Origin of the sequence: Enterobacter sp. 18A13 (assembly GCF_007035975.1) — a bacterium.
In the GTDB taxonomy this organism is placed as follows: domain Bacteria; phylum Pseudomonadota; class Gammaproteobacteria; order Enterobacterales; family Enterobacteriaceae; genus Enterobacter; species Enterobacter vonholyi.
Map to the genome: position 1 here is coordinate 193,816 of NZ_AP019634.1, position 15,380 is coordinate 209,195.

General features: G+C 56.6%; 15 protein-coding genes. 6 read left to right on the plus strand and 9 right to left on the minus strand.

Going from position 1 to position 15,380, the window contains the following annotated elements:
• The first annotated feature begins 93 nt into the window (after nt 1–93).
• Nucleotides 94–1,713, plus strand: coding sequence for an ABC-F family ATP-binding cassette domain-containing protein (locus FOY93_RS00905; protein WP_143344502.1), 1,620 nt, complete (start codon nt 94–96; stop codon nt 1,711–1,713).
• A 39-nt stretch (nt 1,714–1,752) separates the two neighbouring features.
• On the opposite strand, the gene FOY93_RS00910 is transcribed toward FOY93_RS00905, so the two are convergent.
• On the minus strand, nt 1,753–2,040 hold the full coding sequence (locus tag FOY93_RS00910) for an HTH-type transcriptional regulator (RefSeq protein ID WP_111964342.1): 288 nt from the start codon (nt 2,038–2,040) through the stop codon (nt 1,753–1,755).
• A 331-nt stretch (nt 2,041–2,371) separates the two neighbouring features.
• On the opposite strand from FOY93_RS00910, the gene FOY93_RS00915 reads away from it, so the two are divergent.
• Nucleotides 2,372–3,082, plus strand: coding sequence for a DUF3053 domain-containing protein (locus FOY93_RS00915; RefSeq protein WP_014882044.1), 711 nt, complete (start codon nt 2,372–2,374; stop codon nt 3,080–3,082).
• A 247-nt stretch (nt 3,083–3,329) separates the two neighbouring features.
• The gene (cspE, locus tag FOY93_RS00920) at nt 3,330–3,542 is read left to right on the plus strand and encodes a transcription antiterminator/RNA stability regulator CspE (RefSeq protein WP_003860775.1); all 213 of its coding nucleotides are present in this window, start codon (nt 3,330–3,332) and stop codon (nt 3,540–3,542) included.
• Between the two features lie 58 nt (nt 3,543–3,600).
• On the opposite strand, the gene ghrB is transcribed toward cspE, so the two are convergent.
• The 6 genes from ghrB to FOY93_RS00950 all read right to left on the minus strand — a co-directional run bounded on the left by ghrB (nt 3,601) and on the right by FOY93_RS00950 (nt 9,603).
• Nucleotides 3,601–4,575 (minus strand): glyoxylate/hydroxypyruvate reductase GhrB, encoded by a 975-nt coding sequence (ghrB, locus tag FOY93_RS00925; RefSeq protein WP_115876665.1) that lies wholly within the window; start codon nt 4,573–4,575, stop codon nt 3,601–3,603.
• Between the two features lie 26 nt (nt 4,576–4,601).
• Complete coding sequence (locus tag FOY93_RS00930; protein ID WP_127729184.1) at nt 4,602–5,882, minus strand: MFS transporter; 1,281 nt, start codon at nt 5,880–5,882, stop codon at nt 4,602–4,604.
• Nucleotides 5,883–5,999: 117 nt separating this feature from the next.
• Nucleotides 6,000–6,938, minus strand: coding sequence for a sugar kinase (locus tag FOY93_RS00935; protein ID WP_143344503.1), 939 nt, complete (start codon nt 6,936–6,938; stop codon nt 6,000–6,002).
• Between the two features lie 3 nt (nt 6,939–6,941).
• A complete protein-coding gene (locus FOY93_RS00940; RefSeq protein WP_127729188.1) occupies nt 6,942–7,691 on the minus strand; it encodes a sugar phosphate isomerase/epimerase family protein in 750 nt (249 codons plus the stop codon).
• Between the two features lie 103 nt (nt 7,692–7,794).
• Entirely contained in the window at nt 7,795–8,811 is a 1,017-nt protein-coding gene (locus tag FOY93_RS00945; protein ID WP_008502761.1) for a LacI family DNA-binding transcriptional regulator, read from the minus strand.
• Nucleotides 8,812–8,940: 129 nt separating this feature from the next.
• Nucleotides 8,941–9,603, minus strand: a complete 663-nt coding sequence (locus FOY93_RS00950; RefSeq protein WP_024909080.1) for an OmpA family lipoprotein — start codon at nt 9,601–9,603, stop codon at nt 8,941–8,943.
• Nucleotides 9,604–9,816: 213 nt separating this feature from the next.
• On the opposite strand from FOY93_RS00950, the gene FOY93_RS00955 reads away from it, so the two are divergent.
• Nucleotides 9,817–12,096 carry a molybdopterin guanine dinucleotide-containing S/N-oxide reductase gene (locus FOY93_RS00955; RefSeq protein ID WP_232057402.1) on the plus strand — a complete coding sequence of 760 codons (2,280 nt, stop codon included), beginning with the start codon at nt 9,817–9,819 and terminating at the stop codon, nt 12,094–12,096.
• Here the strand turns inward: FOY93_RS00955 and FOY93_RS00960 are convergent.
• Entirely contained in the window at nt 12,059–12,505 is a 447-nt protein-coding gene (locus tag FOY93_RS00960) for an N-acetyltransferase (RefSeq protein ID WP_115876660.1), read from the minus strand. The genes FOY93_RS00955 and FOY93_RS00960 overlap by 38 nt on opposite strands.
• Nucleotides 12,483–13,064 carry a DNA-3-methyladenine glycosylase I gene (gene tag, locus FOY93_RS00965; protein ID WP_111964349.1) on the minus strand — a complete coding sequence of 194 codons (582 nt, stop codon included), beginning with the start codon at nt 13,062–13,064 and terminating at the stop codon, nt 12,483–12,485. The genes FOY93_RS00960 and tag overlap by 23 nt, the downstream gene beginning before the upstream one ends.
• Nucleotides 13,065–13,226: 162 nt before the next feature.
• On the opposite strand from tag, the gene FOY93_RS00970 reads away from it, so the two are divergent.
• Together FOY93_RS00970 and FOY93_RS00975 are read left to right on the plus strand one after the other, a co-directional pair.
• Nucleotides 13,227–13,925: an autotransporter domain-containing protein gene (locus FOY93_RS00970; protein ID WP_111964350.1), complete on the plus strand. Its 699-nt coding sequence runs from the start codon at nt 13,227–13,229 to the stop codon at nt 13,923–13,925.
• Between the two features lie 238 nt (nt 13,926–14,163).
• Nucleotides 14,164–15,366: an L-lactate MFS transporter gene (locus FOY93_RS00975; protein WP_143344505.1), complete on the plus strand. Its 1,203-nt coding sequence runs from the start codon at nt 14,164–14,166 to the stop codon at nt 15,364–15,366.
• Nucleotides 15,367–15,380 lie beyond the last annotated feature (14 nt).

The window sequence follows — 15,380 nt, forward strand, 5'->3', positions numbered from 1 at the left end:
CCCAAAAATGAACAAACACGACTGATGAATTTCGATCCTTGCTAAACGCCACCGCGTCGGCAGGGGATGTTTTGATTTCATTCAGGAGTGCTTATGGCTCATTTTGCGCAGCCCCCTTCTTTTATTTTGCATCAGGTCACCTGTCAGTTTCCGACGGGCGATACCCTTTTTGGCCCGCTGAATCTCACGCTGGAACCCTCTCTGTGCGCGCTGGTTGGCCGCAACGGCAGCGGAAAAACGCGTCTGCTGCGTCTGCTGGCGGCGCTGGACGAACCGGCTACCGGTCATATTGAACGCTTTGGCTCGCATGTCTTTGTGGCGCAGCAGCACGTCATTTCTTCGCAGACGACGCTGGCTGAACTTCTCGGATATGACGCGATTTTTACTGCGCGTAAGCGCATCGACAGCGGTGATTACCAGCCTGACGATCTGGCGTTGCTCGACGGCTACTGGGATGTAGCCGAGCGACTGAGCGAGGCGTTTATCAATGCGAAGCTCCCGGCGTTTGATCCGGATAAGCCTGCCCTGGAACTCAGCGGCGGCGAGCGCATCCGCGCCCTGCTGTGCGGCGCGTTTACGGCTGAAGCGGATTTCATGCTGCTGGACGAACCGACTAACCATCTGGATCGACAAGGTCGGGCGTGGTTCTACGACCAGTTGAGTCGCTATCAGGGCGGCGTGCTGGTGGCCTCTCATGACCGCGAACTTCTGGAGCAGGTGCCGCGTATTCTTGAGCTGAGCGCCTCGGGTCTGCGCAGCTACGGCGGAAATTATGCGGATTATCAAGCCCAGCGCGATGCCGAACAGCAGGCTGCCCGCGCGGCGCTCGAACATGCGGCAACCGAGCGCAAACGCACCCGCGCGCGCATGCAAAAAGAGCATGATGACAGCCAGCGGCGGTCGGCAAAGACGTTACGCACCGTCGATACCCTGAATATCGCATCGTTTGAGCGTGTCAAATACAAAGGCGCGGCAAAGGAGCGGATCGGCTCATGGAAAAAACAGCACAGCGAGCAAAATGAAGCCCTGAACGCCGCGGTAAACAAGGCGCGTGAACGCGTTGAAGAAGATAACCCGGTCATGTTCACCCTGCCGGGAAGTCAGGTCCCGGAAGGGAAACAGGTACTGGTTCTGGAGGATCTGGTGTTGCCGCATGTGCCTGTCCCACCCATCACATGGCGTATGGACGGACCGATGCGCGTGGCGTTAAAGGGACCGAACGGCTGTGGGAAATCGACGTTGTTAAAAACCATCCTCGGCGAGGTTACTCCCCGTTCGGGTGCCTGTAAGGTATCCGTCAGCTGTGCTTATCTCGACCAGCATCTGTCGCAACTCGATCTCACGCAGTCGGTCATGACGCATCTCAATTTGAGTCATACCCCTCTGGAAGAGGGGGTATTGCGAACCCGTTTAGCACAGCTTCAACTGGGGGCCGACAAAGTGAAGCTCCCATTGGCGGAGCTCAGCGGCGGCGAGCGTCTTAAGGCTGCCCTGGCCTGCGTGCTGTGGCGTGCGGAGGCCACGCAGCTTCTTCTGCTGGATGAACCGACCAACCATCTGGATCTGGCTTCAGTCCAGGCCATTGAAGCGGCGCTGGCCGGTTTCCCTGGGGCTCTGCTGGTGGTATCACACGATGAGCTTTTTTTAAGAGGCCTGGCGTTAACGCATGAGCTGGTATGGGAAGAGGCGGGTTGGCGTTGTGATAGCCTGTAAAACACAAGCCCCCGCAAAGGCGGGGGCATTCAATCTTCACTACGCTATCTGTTTGCTGAGTGCAGGGTTGGCCTGAATCAGGCGCATCAGCCGTAACTCGGTTGGGGTGGGTTTCTCACGTTTTGACTCCCACTCCTGCACCATAGCCACGCTGACACCCATCGCTCTGGCGAATTCTTCGGTTTTCAGTCCTGTCCCTTTGCGCAATTGCTCATATTCTGTAAAGGGATTGGATTTTTGTTGCAGGGTGATCATCTGCGGTACATCTTTAAAAATGATCTGTTCCAGACTGCTCAGCAGTTCAAACTCAGGATCTTTATATTCCATTGAGGACTCCTCTTAAATCTCACATCGTGATCAAGAACATCAGAGAGCCAGTTAAGAATAGTCCCTAATACCAACCCAGGATCGTCACGGGTGTGATTAATTGTGCGGTAACGATCGCTGTATCCGATTCAGCAATATGGATAGTTATGCTAATTCCCTGATTAGTCATAGGTCGGCTTCGCCAGGTATTTTTTTGTAAATGATAAGAAATAAATCGGCAATAGCCGTTTTGCATGAAAAGAGTATCTTGCAAGGCTGACCTGGACTATCCTTGTCAGCGTCGGGCACGCGTGTGCCGGTGTGCGCTTTTTTGGGTGAAAGGAGTAATAAAATGGCGACAGGAAAGTCCTGCTCTCGCTGGTTTGCGCCTATTGCGGCGTTGTTGATGGTTGTTAGCCTGAGTGGGTGTTTTGATAAAGAAGGCGATCAGCGCAAAGCGTTTATCGATTTTCTGCAGAATACAGTGATGCGCAGCGGCGAGCGGTTGCCGACGCTGACTGCGGATCAGAAAAAACAGTTTGGTCCCTTCGTGTCCGATTACGCCATTCTTTATGGTTATTCACAGCAGGTGAGCCAGGCGATGGATTCCGGTATCCGCCCGGTAGTGGATAGCGTGAACGCCATCCGCGTTCCACAGGATTATGTGACGCAGCGTGAACCGCTGCGCCAGTCCAACGGTGCACTTGGCGTGTTGAGCCAGCAGTTGCAAAATGCGAAAATGCAGGCTGACGCATCACGTTCTGCGCTCAAGCAAGGTGACGATCTTAAACCGGTCTTCGACAAAGTGTATGAGAAAGTGGTGACCAAACCGTCTGAAGCACTGCAACCGCTGATTCCGGCTGCGCAAATCTTCACGCAGCAACTGGTTCAGGTGGGTGACTTTATCGCCCAGCAGGATACGCAGGTGAGCTTTGTTGCCAACGGTATTCAGTTCCCAACCTCGCAGCAGGCAAGCCAGTATAATACGCTGATTGGGCCGCTGGCCTCCCAGCATCAGGCCTTTAGCCAGGCCTGGAGTGCGGCAGTCACTGCCACAGAATAAACCGAAAAACCCCCGCTTCTGGCGGGGTTTTTTTATGCCTGTCGAAAATAACGCTTGTCATTCCTCTACCACATCGGTATAACTATTCCCGTCGGTTTGTTACACAGACCTAAAGCAGTTTAGTAAAGCAGTCCAGATTGTTATCCATAGATACCCTTCGTAGTGACCCTTCCTTCATCGCTTAAAAATCTGTAAAGCAATCCATCAAGCCGGAAGGCAAAATATATTTGTTAATAAGGTAATTTCTATGTCTGCTAAAATGACTGGTCTGGTAAAATGGTTCAACGCTGATAAAGGTTTCGGCTTCATCACTCCTGACGATGGCTCTAAAGACGTGTTCGTACACTTCTCTGCTATCCAGAACGATGGCTACAAATCTCTGGACGAAGGTCAGAAAGTGTCCTTCACCATCGAAAGCGGCGCTAAAGGCCCAGCAGCTGGTAACGTTGTAAGCCTGTAAGCTTCCAACCCAGTAGCAAAGAATTAAAAAACCCGCCTTCTGGCGGGTTTTTTCGTTTCTACCGTTGCACCTGCGGGTTCACGCAGTTTATCTCCACCTTTCCGCTAAGGGCGGCAATTAGATTATCGACCGCCGTGGCCGCCATATTGTAGCGCGTCTCATGGGTGGCTGAACCGATGTGGGGCAGGGCAACCACGTTAGGCAGCGAAAGCAGCGGCGAATCCACCGGCAGCGGCTCCTGCTCAAACACGTCCAGACCTGCTGCATGGATCTGACCGTTTTTAAGGGCCTCAATCAGCGCCTTCTCATCCACCACCGGGCCACGACCCGCGTTGATGAAAATGGCTGACGTCTTCATTTTTTCAAACGCCTCTTTGCCAATCAGATGACGAGTTTCGTTCGTGAGCGGCAGAACCAGGCAGACAAAATCGGCTTCCTGCAGCAGGGTATCCAGCTCGCAGTAACGGGCGTTGAAGCGTTCTTCGGCTTCACCGTGATGGCGACGCGCGTTATACAGAATCGGCATGTTAAAACCAAAATGCGCGCGCTGCGCCAGCGCCAGCCCGATACGACCCATACCGACAATGCCCAGCGTCTTGCCGTGAACGTCCACGCCGAACCAGTCCGGACCAATGCTTTTTGTCCATTCGCCCGCTTTGACACGCTCAGCCACTTCCACCACGCGACGGGCCGTGGTGAGCATCAGCGCCATCAGCGTATCGGCCACGGTTTCCGTCAGGGCATGTGGAGTATGCATCAGCAGGATCTTGCGGGCGTTAAGGGCATCCACGTCGAAGTTGTCGTAACCCACGGAAACGGTTGAGGTAGCACGAAGCTTCGGCATTTTTTCCAGCAGGGCGACATCCACTTTCTCGCTTGAACCCAGCAGGCCCTCGGCGCTGGCGAACGCGTCGGCGTGCTGTGCCACGGTTTCCGGGCTCAGGTTCTTCACCTGCGTGACGGTGAAGTGTTCTTCAAGGCGTTTCTGCAGATCTTCCGGCAGTGCTTTATACAAAATGACGGACGGCTTCATGCTAATCTCCGTTGATTTTTAAGGATTCAGGCGTGGCGAGCGCCGACAGGGTGTTGTTGATTATTAGCAGGCTTAACAATCAGAGTAAGCCACACGGAGGCGAAAAGCGCCACCCCCATAAATATGTACGATGCGGACGGGCTGCCGGTGGCACCGTTCAGGTAGCCGACGAACCAGGAGCCGCAGAACGAGCCCAGCGCACCCATGCTGTTAATTAACGCCATTGCGCCACCCGCAACGTTACGCGGGAGCATCTCCGGGATAATGGCAAAGAACGGTCCGTAAGGGGCGTACATGGCCGCACCGGCAATCACCAGCAGGGTGTAAGAGGCCCAGAAATGGTTTGCGCCCACGGCCCAGGAGCCAATAAAGGCGAAGGCAGCAATCAGCAGCAGCGGCCAGACAAACAATTTACGGTTCTGCAGCTTGTCCGATGCCCAGGAGACGACAATCATGGCGATGGTTGCCGCCAGATATGGTACGGATGACAGCCAGCCTACTTCGACCATGCCGAGGTTCTCGCCGCCGCTGCGGATAATGGACGGCAGCCACAGCACAAAGCCGTACACGCCAATGCTCCAGGTAAAATACTGCGCGCAGAGCAGGAGCACGTTACGCGAGCGGAAGGCTTCGCCGTAGTTACGTACCGCCTTCAGGCCCTGCTGTTCTTTGTCCAGCTGCGCCTGCAGCGCCGCTTTCTCATCTTCAGAAAGCCATTTCGCCTGGGCTGGTTTATCTTTCACCAGCACCCACCAGCAGAAGGCCCAGATAATCGCCGGCACCCCTTCAATGATAAACATTTCGCGCCAGCCGAAGGACTGGATCAGGTAGCCGGACACCACTGACATCCACAGTACCGTTACCGGGTTACCGAGGATAAGGAAGGTATTCGCGCGCGAGCGTTCAGATTTGGTAAACCAGTTGCTGATGTAGATCAGCATCGCGGGCATAACCGCCGCCTCAACGACGCCGAGGATAAAGCGAATGGCGGCCAGGGCAGGAATATTGTTCACCATGCCGGTCAGTGACGCGCAGGCGCCCCACAGGATCAGACAGATGAAGATCAGCTTACGCACGCTGCGGCGTTCCGCATAAATCGCGCCGGGGATCTGGAAGAAGAAGTAACCCAGGAAGAAAAGGGCACCCAGCAGGGAAGAGATACCTTTGGTGATCCCGAGGTCCTCGGTGATCCCTGCTGCGGACGCGAAGCTGAAGTTGGCACGGTCAAGGTACGCCAGGCTGTACGTGATAAACACGATTGGCATGATGTACCACCAGCGTTTTACTGCATTGGTCGAACTGTTCATAGGCTTGCCTCTGTTGTTGAGGTTGTTACCGCCGTTGTCTGTAGGGTACACGGTGGCTTAATTATTTGGTGCGGCTTGCTGCCCTCACCCTGGCCCTCTCCCACAGGGAGAGGGAATTTAAACGCCGAGCTGTGCTCGCGTTGGTAATCCTTCGCTGTCGCCCTGCACCTGAATGGCCAGCGAGCCAATCTTGTTGCCTCGAGCGACGGCCTGCGGCAGCGTTTTGCCTTCCAGCAGGGCGCTAATCACGCCCACAGCAAAGCCGTCGCCCGCGCCGACGGTGTCGACTACGTTCTCGACCTTCACTGCCGCGACCGCGCCCTGTTCGCCGTCGGCCGTTTTAAACCATGCGCCATCAGCACCGGTTTTCAGCACCACCGCTTTTACCCCTTTATTCAGATAGAAATCGGCAATGCCTTCCGGCGTGCTTTTGCCGGTCAGGATCATCCCTTCTTTCAGGCCTGGCAGAACCCAGTCCGCCCTGAACGCCAGACGGTTCAGTTTCTCCACCATTTCCGCTTCGCTTTTCCACAGCACCGGGCGCAGGTTGGGGTCGAACGATATGGTTTTCCCCTGGGCTTTCAGGGTGGCTGCCGCATGATCCAGCAGCTCATACGAGCTGGCAGACAGCGCGGCCGCCACGCCGCTCAGGTGCAGATGGCGCGCGGAGGCAAAGTAATCTGTGTGGTAATCCGCGACAGACAGGTGGCTTGCGGCCGATCCTTTTCGGAAATACTCCACGATGGGATCGGTTCCATTTTCGACCTTAGATTTAAGCTGAAAGCCGGTAGGGAAGCGTCCGTCGAGGGTGACGCCTGCGGCATCAATCCCCTCTTTTTTCAGCGAATCGAGAACGAAATGGCCAAAGCTGTCATCCCCCACGCGGCTGACCCAGCCCACGTTCAGGCCAAGACGCGCCAGGCCGGTTGCGACGTTGAGTTCAGCGCCTGCGACGCGTTTGATAAAGTGCTCTACCGCGCTCAGCTCGCCCGTTTCGGTGGCGACAAACATCGCCATGGCCTCGCCGATCGTGATGACATCCAGCGTCTTGTGCATGGTTTACTCCTCGCGCAGCAGGTTGACGTAATGGCGGGTAACGGCGGTTAAATCCGCCCCTTCCAGCGGGAACTCGATACCGCGCGGGGCATCGGCAGGCAACTGGCCGAGCAGATCCAGCCAGCGCGCATCGGCGCGATCCGGCGCCACGGCGCGGAAGTTATCTTTGTGCGGCACGGCGGCCTTCACGTGGATATAGCTCACCGCAGGGGCCAGATGACGCGCGGCCTCTTCGGGGGAATCACCGACCCATAACCAGTTGCCCATGTCGAAGGTTAGCGTGACGGGTAAAGCCATTTCCCGACAGGCGGCCTGGAAGCGCTGCATGGGGGCGAGCTGCCCGCAGTCGGTCTGATCGTTCTCCACGACCAGCGCCATACCGCTTGCATTAAGCAGGCTACGCAAGTCGTCAAGAGGCTGCGCGTCGCGGAAATGGCCCAGGGAAACCTTCAGCCACAGGGCGTTCAGGGTGTTGGCTTCAGAAAGATAGCGGGGCAGGTCCGGGTTGAGGTTGCCGTCGGGCATAAACAGGGCGGCGGGTGCGGAGTAGCACGCAAGCAGGCCCAGCAGCTCAATGGATTCACCCAGCGCAGGCAGTGCCAGCAGCTCTTCGCTGTTGAACAGTTCCCGGCGGATCTCCACGCCGTCTGCCCCTGCGCCTGCAATAACGGGAAGCATCGCCCGCTGACCGCCTGCCTGTCGCACCTGTTCCGCACCGTACGCGGCGGTGACCACCATAATTTTCCTGCCCATCTTCGGACTCCATCGCAACATATCAATACTATTACGCTAGATGGAACCGGTTCCAAAGAAAAGGTCAGGATGTTGAATTTATGATCGCTATCACAAGGGAAATTTAACGCGCGGTGGAGCCACGAACGATCAGCTCGCCGGAGAAGACCTGCTCGCGAACGGCATCGCTGGTGCCTTCAATACGACGAACCACTTGTTCAACAGCAGCATAGCCAATTTGCCAGGTGGGCTGCTTGAGGGTGGTAATGCCTACGCCAGCCAGTTCCGCCCACTCCAGTTCATCAAACCCCAGCAGACCGATGTCGCTGCCCCAGTGAAGGCCAATGCGCTTGAGCGAGCGGGCGACCTGAAGCGTCAGCGCCCCGTTGGCCGAAATAACGGCTTTGCGCATCCCGCGATGGCGCGTGTGGAACTGACGCAGGGTGTTGTCGAGCTGCCCGGCTTCGTGAAGCGGCGTTTCGGCATTTTCGGCGATCACGCCGGGATATCGCTCCAGCGTGGCGCGAAATGCACTCAGGCGCTCGCGACGGGTATTGACCATCCCCAGCGGTTCACTCAGAAACAGAATAGCCTCGAAGCCCTGTTCAATGAGATGTTCGGTAGCGGTCGTGGCGGCCTGGGTGTTATCCAGCCCGACGACATCGCAGGCAAATTCAGGGATTTTACGGTCGATGAGGACCATAGGCAGAGAGGACTGCTGCAGGCGGTTTAACCCCTCTTCACGCATGCCTACCGCGTTGACCACAATCCCTTCCACCTGATAGCTGCGCAGCAGGTCGAGATAGTGCAGCTCCTGGTCGACTTCATTATTGGTATTACAGACCAGCGGCGTGAACCCCTTCTCGCGACAGGCGGCTTCGATACCGCTGAGCACGTTAACGGAGTAGGGATTAGTGATATCGGCGATGATAAGTCCGATAAGACGGGTGCGACCGCGTTTTAGCCCGCGCGCCATGAGGCTGGGACGGTAGTCGAGATCGGCAATGGCCTGTTCAATTCGCGCCAGCAACGCATCGGACAGCAGGTGTTTCTCACCGTTAAGGTAGCGCGAAATACTGGTTTTACCGGTTTTGGCGGCTTTCGCCACGTCGCTGATGGTGGCCCGGGCTGGTTTGCTCATCGCTGATTTCCCTGAATTTAGTGAGAATACCTTAGCGGGAAAATCAACGATGGCAAGTGGTTCATGCCGGGGTGTGGGGTTTGATGCCCTCACCCCGACCCTCTCCCACTGGGAGAGGAGGAAATGCAATTACTGAATCGGGCTCAACGTAATCTCAACGCGGCGGTTCTGCGCTTTGCCTTCCGCCGTGCTGTTGCTGGCGATAGGGTTGGCAGGGCCCATGCCGCTGGTGCGGATGCGGTTTGCTTCAACGCCCTGAGTGATGAGCGAGCTGGCCACGGCGTCGGCGCGCTGCTGGGACAGACGCATGTTCAGATCCTGGCTGCCGGTGCTATCGGTATAGCCCATCACGTTCACGGCAGTCTTGTTGTACTCTTTCAGCACCATTGCCACGCCGGTGAGCGTGTTCGCACCTGCTGGTTTCAGCGTTGCGCTGCTGCTGTCGAAGGTCACGTTGTTCGGCATGTTCAGGATGATGTTATCGCCGCTGCGCGTCACGCTCACGCCGGTTCCCTTCATTTTGTCGCGCAGCTTCGCTTCCTGCACGTCCATGTAATAACCAACGCCGCCGCCCAGCGCCGCGCCCGCCGCTGCGCCAATCAGAGCGCCTTTGCCGCGGTCTTTCTTCGAGGAGGAGAGCGCCCCAACGCCTGCGCCGACCAGCGAGCCGATACCCGCGCCAATGCCGGATTTACCCGCTTCGCGTTCACCGGTGTAAGGGTTGGTTGTGCAGCCAGAAACAGCCAGGGCACCGCTCACCAGAGCGGCAATAACGAGTACGCGTTTTTTCATCTTCTTTCCTTAATCCTTTTTATTCTTTGCCACGGCGAGCGTGGCAGTTGATTATGACGTCCAGATACGAAGAAAATTCCGGGTATAACTCTGAAATTTGTGACAAACCATAAACTGCCTCAGCAAAGAAGGCCGTAAAACCTGCACGCAACCAGGAGCGCACGCTTGAGCACCTCAACGAAAACCATTCTGACCGCCGCCCACTGGGGTCCGATGCTGGTCGAAACCGATGGCGAAAATGTTCTGTCGTCCCGCGGGGCACTGCCAACCCAACATCCCAACTCGTTACAGACCGTCGTTCGCGATCAGGTGCACAGCAAAACGCGCGTGCTCTGGCCGATGGTGCGTAAAGGTTTTCTGGCCTCGCCGGACAAGCCGCAGGGTATTCGCGGTCAGGATGAGTTTGTTCGCGTGAGCTGGGATGACGCGCTGGCGCTGATCCACGCCCAGCACAAGCGTATCCGCAACAGCTACGGTCCGTCGTCCATTTTCGCCGGGTCCTACGGCTGGCGTTCAAACGGCGTGCTGCACAAAGCCTCGACGCTGCTGCAGCGCTACATGAGCCTGGCGGGAGGCTATACCGGTCATCTGGGGGATTACTCCACCGGCGCGGCGCAGGCGATCATGCCGTACGTCGTGGGCGGGAACGAAGTGTACCAGCAGCAGACCAGCTGGCCGCTGGTGCTGGAGCATACCGATGTGGTCGTGCTGTGGAGCGCTAACCCCCTTAACACGCTGAAAATTGCCTGGAATGCCAGCGACGAGCAGGGCATTGGGTATTTCGACGCGCTGCGTAAAAGCGGCAAGCGCATCATCTGCATTGACCCGATGCGTTCTGAAACCATGGATTTCTTTGGCGACAGCGCCGAGTGGGTTGCCCCGCATATGGGCACCGACGTGGCAATGATGCTGGGTATCGCCCATACGCTGGTGGAGAACGGCTGGCACGATGTTGAATTCCTGACGCGCTGTACCACCGGTTTCGATAAATTCGCCGACTACCTGACGGGTCAATCCGATGGGATTGCGAAAACGGCAGAGTGGGCGGCAAATATTTGTGGCGTTCCTGCGGAGAAAATCCGCGAACTGGCGGCGTTGTTCCATAAAAATACCACGATGTTAATGTCCGGCTGGGGAATGCAGCGCCAGCAGTTTGGCGAGCAAAAACACTGGATGCTGGTGACCCTTGCCGCGATGCTTGGGCAGATCGGCACGCCGGGCGGTGGTTTTGGTCTCTCCTATCACTTTGCTAACGGCGGCAACCCCACGCGTAAAGCGGCGGTGCTGGCGTCTCTGCAGGGCTCGGTGCAGGGCGGCGTGGATGCCGTGGATAAAATCCCGGTGGCGCGTATTGTTGAAGCCCTTGAAAACCCCGGTGGTTTTTATCAGCACAACGGTCTGGACCGCCATTTCCCGGACATTAAATTTGTCTGGTGGGCTGGCGGGTCGAACTTCACGCACCATCAGGATACCAACCGCCTGATCCGCGCCTGGCAAAAGCCGGAGCTGGTGGTGATTTCCGAGTGCTTCTGGACCGGTTCGGCTAAGCATGCAGATATCGTGCTGCCGGCGACCACCTCGTTTGAGCGTAACGATCTCACCATGACCGGTGACTACAGCAACCAGCATATGGTTCCGATGAAGCGCGTAGTGTCCCCGCGAGATGAAGCACGTGATGATTTTGAGGTGTTTGCTGAACTGAGCGAACTGTGGGAAACGGGCGGCCGCGAGCGTTTTACCGAAGGGAAAAGCGATCTGCAATGGCTGGAGACCTTCTATCAGATTGCCGGACAGCGCGGCGCAGCGCAGGGCGTGACGCTTCCGCCATTCGCTGAGTTTTGGGAGGCGAACCAGATTGTCGAGATGCCGGAGAGCGAGCAGAACGCGAAGTTTGTCCGTTTTGCCGATTTCCGTCGCGACCCCGAGAACCACCCGCTGAAAACAGAGAGCGGAAAGATCGTGATTTACAGCGAGCGCATCGCCAGCTTTGGCTATGCCGACTGCCCGCCGCACCCTACCTGGCTCGAGCCGGATGAGTGGCACGGCAACGCCCAGCCGGAACAGCTACAGGTGTTGTCTGCGCATCCCGCGCACCGTCTGCACAGCCAGCTTAACTATACGTCCCTGCGCGAGCGGTATGCGGTCGCCGGGCGAGAGCCCATCACGCTGAATACCCATGATGCGAAAGCGCGCGGGATTGCCGACGGTGACGTGGTGCGCGTCTGGAACTCGCGCGGGCAGGTGCTGGCAGGGGCGGTGGTGAGCGACGGAATTAAACCGGGCGTGATCTGTATTCATCAGGGCGCATGGCCCGACCTTGAGCCCGCCGAGGGCGGTATCTGTAAAAACGGGGCGGTTAACGTGCTGACCAAAGATCTCCCCAGCTCGAAGCTGGGGAATGGTTGCGCAGGGAACACGGCGCTGGCCTGGGTCGAGAAATATGAGGGGCCCGAGCTTACCTTAACGGCGTTTGATCCGCCTGCCAGCTCATGATCCATGTCGGGTGCTGAGTATCATCCTGCCAGGCGCTGTCTTCAATGCGAAAGCCATGAGCATGATAGAAATTCACCGCCCGGACATTTTTCTGGTACACCTCCAGAGTTAAGTGCGGGAAGCGCTGTTGAACATGGTTCAGCAGCGCGCGCCCGATGCCTTTCCCGATGCATGACGGCGCCACAAACAGGGCGCCGACAAACTGAGACTGCATCACGCTGATAAATCCGTAAGGTTCGCCATCCTGTTCCCAAACCCAGGTTTCCGCCGACGGCAGGTAAACGTCCCGCACCATGGCCTCGTTCTCTTTCCAGTAACCCGGCTCGATAAACGGATGCGCTTCCGTGGTGCTTTCAAGCCACAGGCTCAAAAGCGGCGCGGTATTTTCATTTTGCCATTTGCGGATCATGATGGCCTCCCGGATGACAGAAGCAGCCGGTAACGTGGTCATTGACCAGGCCACAGGCCTGCATAAAGGCGTAGCAGATGGTGGAGCCGACAAACTTAAAGCCGCGTTTTTTCAGTGCTTTCGAGAGCGCATCCGAGGCCGGGGTGGAGGCCGGGATTTCCGCGAGCGTGGCGGCCTGAGTGAGTTGCGGTTTGTTGTTCACAAACGTCCAGACAAAATCTGAAAATGATTCGCCGTTTTGCTCCATCGCCAGGTAAGCGCGTGCGTTGCCGATGATGGCCTGGATCTTACCGCGATGGCGGATGATGCCGGCGTCCTGCACCAGCCGCTCCACGTCCTCATCGGTCATCGCAGCGACGGCGACAGGATCGAACTGATGGAAAGCATTGCGGTAATTTTCACGTTTTTTCAGTACCGTAATCCATGATAACCCCGCCTGCTGGCCCTCCAGGCAGATCATCTCGAAGAGCTTTTTGCCATCCCTTTCCGGCACGCCCCATTCCCGATCGTGATAGTCGATATAAAGCTGATCCTGGCTTACCCAACCGCAACGTTCCATCCGTCATCTCCCTTATTGATACTGATTTCGCAAAAATTTCGTTCTGACTGGCTTGACGTGTTTACTATAAAGACAATAGTTAATACAGGGCCATATGCTCTCTAAGCTCTTCCTGAATAACGACAAATATCGCCGAATTCGGCTCTCTCTGGGGTCGCGTTGATGATGATAAAAAAAATCAGTGGTCGCCATGCTGCTTCTGGCCTGGTGGGAATTTCAGCCTGCCTGTTCTTTTGTAATACAGCGTCTGCCTGGCAACAGGAATATATCGTTTCAGACGCCCAGAATAATACGGCGGAACGCTATACATGGGACGCGGATCACCAACCGCGTTATGAGGATATTCTGGCTGAGCGTATTCAGTCTTCGCAGAACGCGCCGGGACTTGCCCTGAATATACCGTCTGGCAGAACGACGGAGGGGGCAATGAGCGTGGGCTGGAATTTTCCCGTTTCAGCACGCATCACCACCGGCCCGGTGGTGGCATGGCGGTACGACGGCACGACTCCCATGATGATCAACGAGTTTGGTGATAGCGCGTCGACGCAAGCAATCACCGACCCGCTCTGGCATGCCAGCGTCAGCACGCTGGGGTGGCGCGTGAATACCCAGTATGGCGATCTCCGTCCGTGGGCGCAGATTAGCTATAACCAGCAGTTTGGTGAAAACCAGTGGAAATCGCAGTTTGGCATGCCGCAAACGCCAGCCCCTGCCCAAAACGGTAGCTGGATGGATGTCACCGTGGGAACGGATATTCCCTTTAACACGCACATGGCGGCCTATGCGTCGCTGGCTCAGGGGGAGCACACCACCACCGGTGAGGAGTTTTTATACACACTCGGCGTCAGCGCAAATTTCTAGAGTTGTTACTTTTTTAAACGTTACGGTAACATCTCGAAAACAATAACCACGGGCTTTACAGCGATAGCAGATACTAACATGCTATCGCTTTATTCCCTTGCCAGGTCATTCATTCCCGATTCCAGGCATTTCATTCCGTTCCGCCTGCATTTCATGCCATTTTACCCCATGCGTTTTAAGGTTTTGTTTATCGTTGTCCTCAGCGAACTTCCTTAATTTCTCTTGCAGGACAACTGCCATGAACACATCAACCTATAACCGCACGCGCTGGCTCACGCTCTTTGGCACCATCGTCACCCAGTTTGCGCTGGGATCGGTCTATACCTGGAGCCTGTTCAACAGCGCGCTTTCCGATAAACTCGGCGCACCGGTCAGCCAGGTCGCGTTCTCCTTTGGTTTGCTGAGCCTGGGTCTGGCGATTTCGTCTTCAGTCGCGGGTAAGCTGCAGGAGCGTTTTGGCGTGAAGCGCGTGACCATGGCGTCCGGCATCCTGCTGGGTCTGGGCTTTTTCCTGACGGCGCACTCCAGCAATCTGATGATGCTGTGGCTGAGCGCCGGCGTGCTGGTGGGTCTGGCCGATGGCGCAGGTTACCTGCTGACCCTGTCAAACTGCGTGAAGTGGTTCCCGGAGCGTAAAGGTTTAATCTCCGCGTTTGCCATCGGCTCTTATGGCCTGGGCAGCCTCGGGTTCAAATTTATCGACTCCCACCTGCTGGCGTCCGTTGGCCTCGAAAATACCTTTATGATCTGGGGCGCAATCGTGCTGGTGATGATTCTGTTCGGCGCCACGCTGATGAAAGATGCGCCGCAGCAGGAGGTTAAATCCGTGAACGGCGTGGTGGAGAACGACTTCACCCTCGCGCAGTCTATGCGTAAGCCACAGTACTGGATGCTGGCGGTAATGTTCCTGACTGCCTGCATGAGCGGTCTGTATGTTATCGGCGTGGCGAAGGATATCGCGCAGGGCATGGTGAAGCTGGATGCGGCCACGGCGGCGAACGCGGTGACGGTCATCTCCATTGCCAACCTCTCCGGTCGTCTGGTGCTCGGTATTCTGTCTGACAAAATTGCCCGCATCCGCGTGATTACGATTGGGCAGGTGGTCTCGCTGGTCGGTATGGCGGCGCTGCTGTTCGCTCCGCTGAATGAAGCCACCTTCTTTGCGGCGATTGCCTGCGTGGCCTTTAACTTCGGTGGCACCATTACCGTCTTCCCGTCACTGGTGAGCGAGTTCTTTGGCTTGAACAATCTGGCGAAAAACTACGGCGTTATCTATCTGGGCTTCGGGATCGGCAGTATCTGCGGCTCGCTAATTGCCTCCCTGTTCGGCGGGTTCTACGTGACCTTCTGCGTAATATTTGCCTTGCTGATTATCTCGCTGGCGCTCTCAACCACGATTCGCCAGCCGCAGCGCGAAGTATTCAAAGAAGCGCATGCGTAAGCGGTATGAAAGAG

Coding starts and splice junctions, on each gene's coding strand:
- FOY93_RS00975 (WP_143344505.1), top strand. CDS start 14,164: ATGAACACATCAACCTATAACCGCACGCGCTGGCTCACGCTCTTTGGC.
- FOY93_RS00970 (WP_111964350.1), top strand. CDS start 13,227: ATGATGATAAAAAAAATCAGTGGTCGCCATGCTGCTTCTGGCCTGGTG.
- FOY93_RS00960 (WP_115876660.1), bottom strand. CDS start 12,505: ATGATCCGCAAATGGCAAAATGAAAATACCGCGCCGCTTTTGAGCCTG.
- FOY93_RS00945 (WP_008502761.1), bottom strand. CDS start 8,811: ATGAGCAAACCAGCCCGGGCCACCATCAGCGACGTGGCGAAAGCCGCC.
- FOY93_RS00935 (WP_143344503.1), bottom strand. CDS start 6,938: ATGCACAAGACGCTGGATGTCATCACGATCGGCGAGGCCATGGCGATG.
- FOY93_RS00940 (WP_127729188.1), bottom strand. CDS start 7,691: ATGGGCAGGAAAATTATGGTGGTCACCGCCGCGTACGGTGCGGAACAG.
- ghrB (WP_115876665.1), bottom strand. CDS start 4,575: ATGAAGCCGTCCGTCATTTTGTATAAAGCACTGCCGGAAGATCTGCAG.
- FOY93_RS00910 (WP_111964342.1), bottom strand. CDS start 2,040: ATGGAATATAAAGATCCTGAGTTTGAACTGCTGAGCAGTCTGGAACAG.
- tag (WP_111964349.1), bottom strand. CDS start 13,064: ATGGAACGTTGCGGTTGGGTAAGCCAGGATCAGCTTTATATCGACTAT.
- FOY93_RS00955 (WP_232057402.1), top strand. CDS start 9,817: ATGCTGGTCGAAACCGATGGCGAAAATGTTCTGTCGTCCCGCGGGGCA.
- FOY93_RS00915 (WP_014882044.1), top strand. CDS start 2,372: ATGGCGACAGGAAAGTCCTGCTCTCGCTGGTTTGCGCCTATTGCGGCG.
- FOY93_RS00930 (WP_127729184.1), bottom strand. CDS start 5,882: ATGAACAGTTCGACCAATGCAGTAAAACGCTGGTGGTACATCATGCCA.
- cspE (WP_003860775.1), top strand. CDS start 3,330: ATGTCTGCTAAAATGACTGGTCTGGTAAAATGGTTCAACGCTGATAAA.
- FOY93_RS00950 (WP_024909080.1), bottom strand. CDS start 9,603: ATGAAAAAACGCGTACTCGTTATTGCCGCTCTGGTGAGCGGTGCCCTG.
- FOY93_RS00905 (WP_143344502.1), top strand. CDS start 94: ATGGCTCATTTTGCGCAGCCCCCTTCTTTTATTTTGCATCAGGTCACC.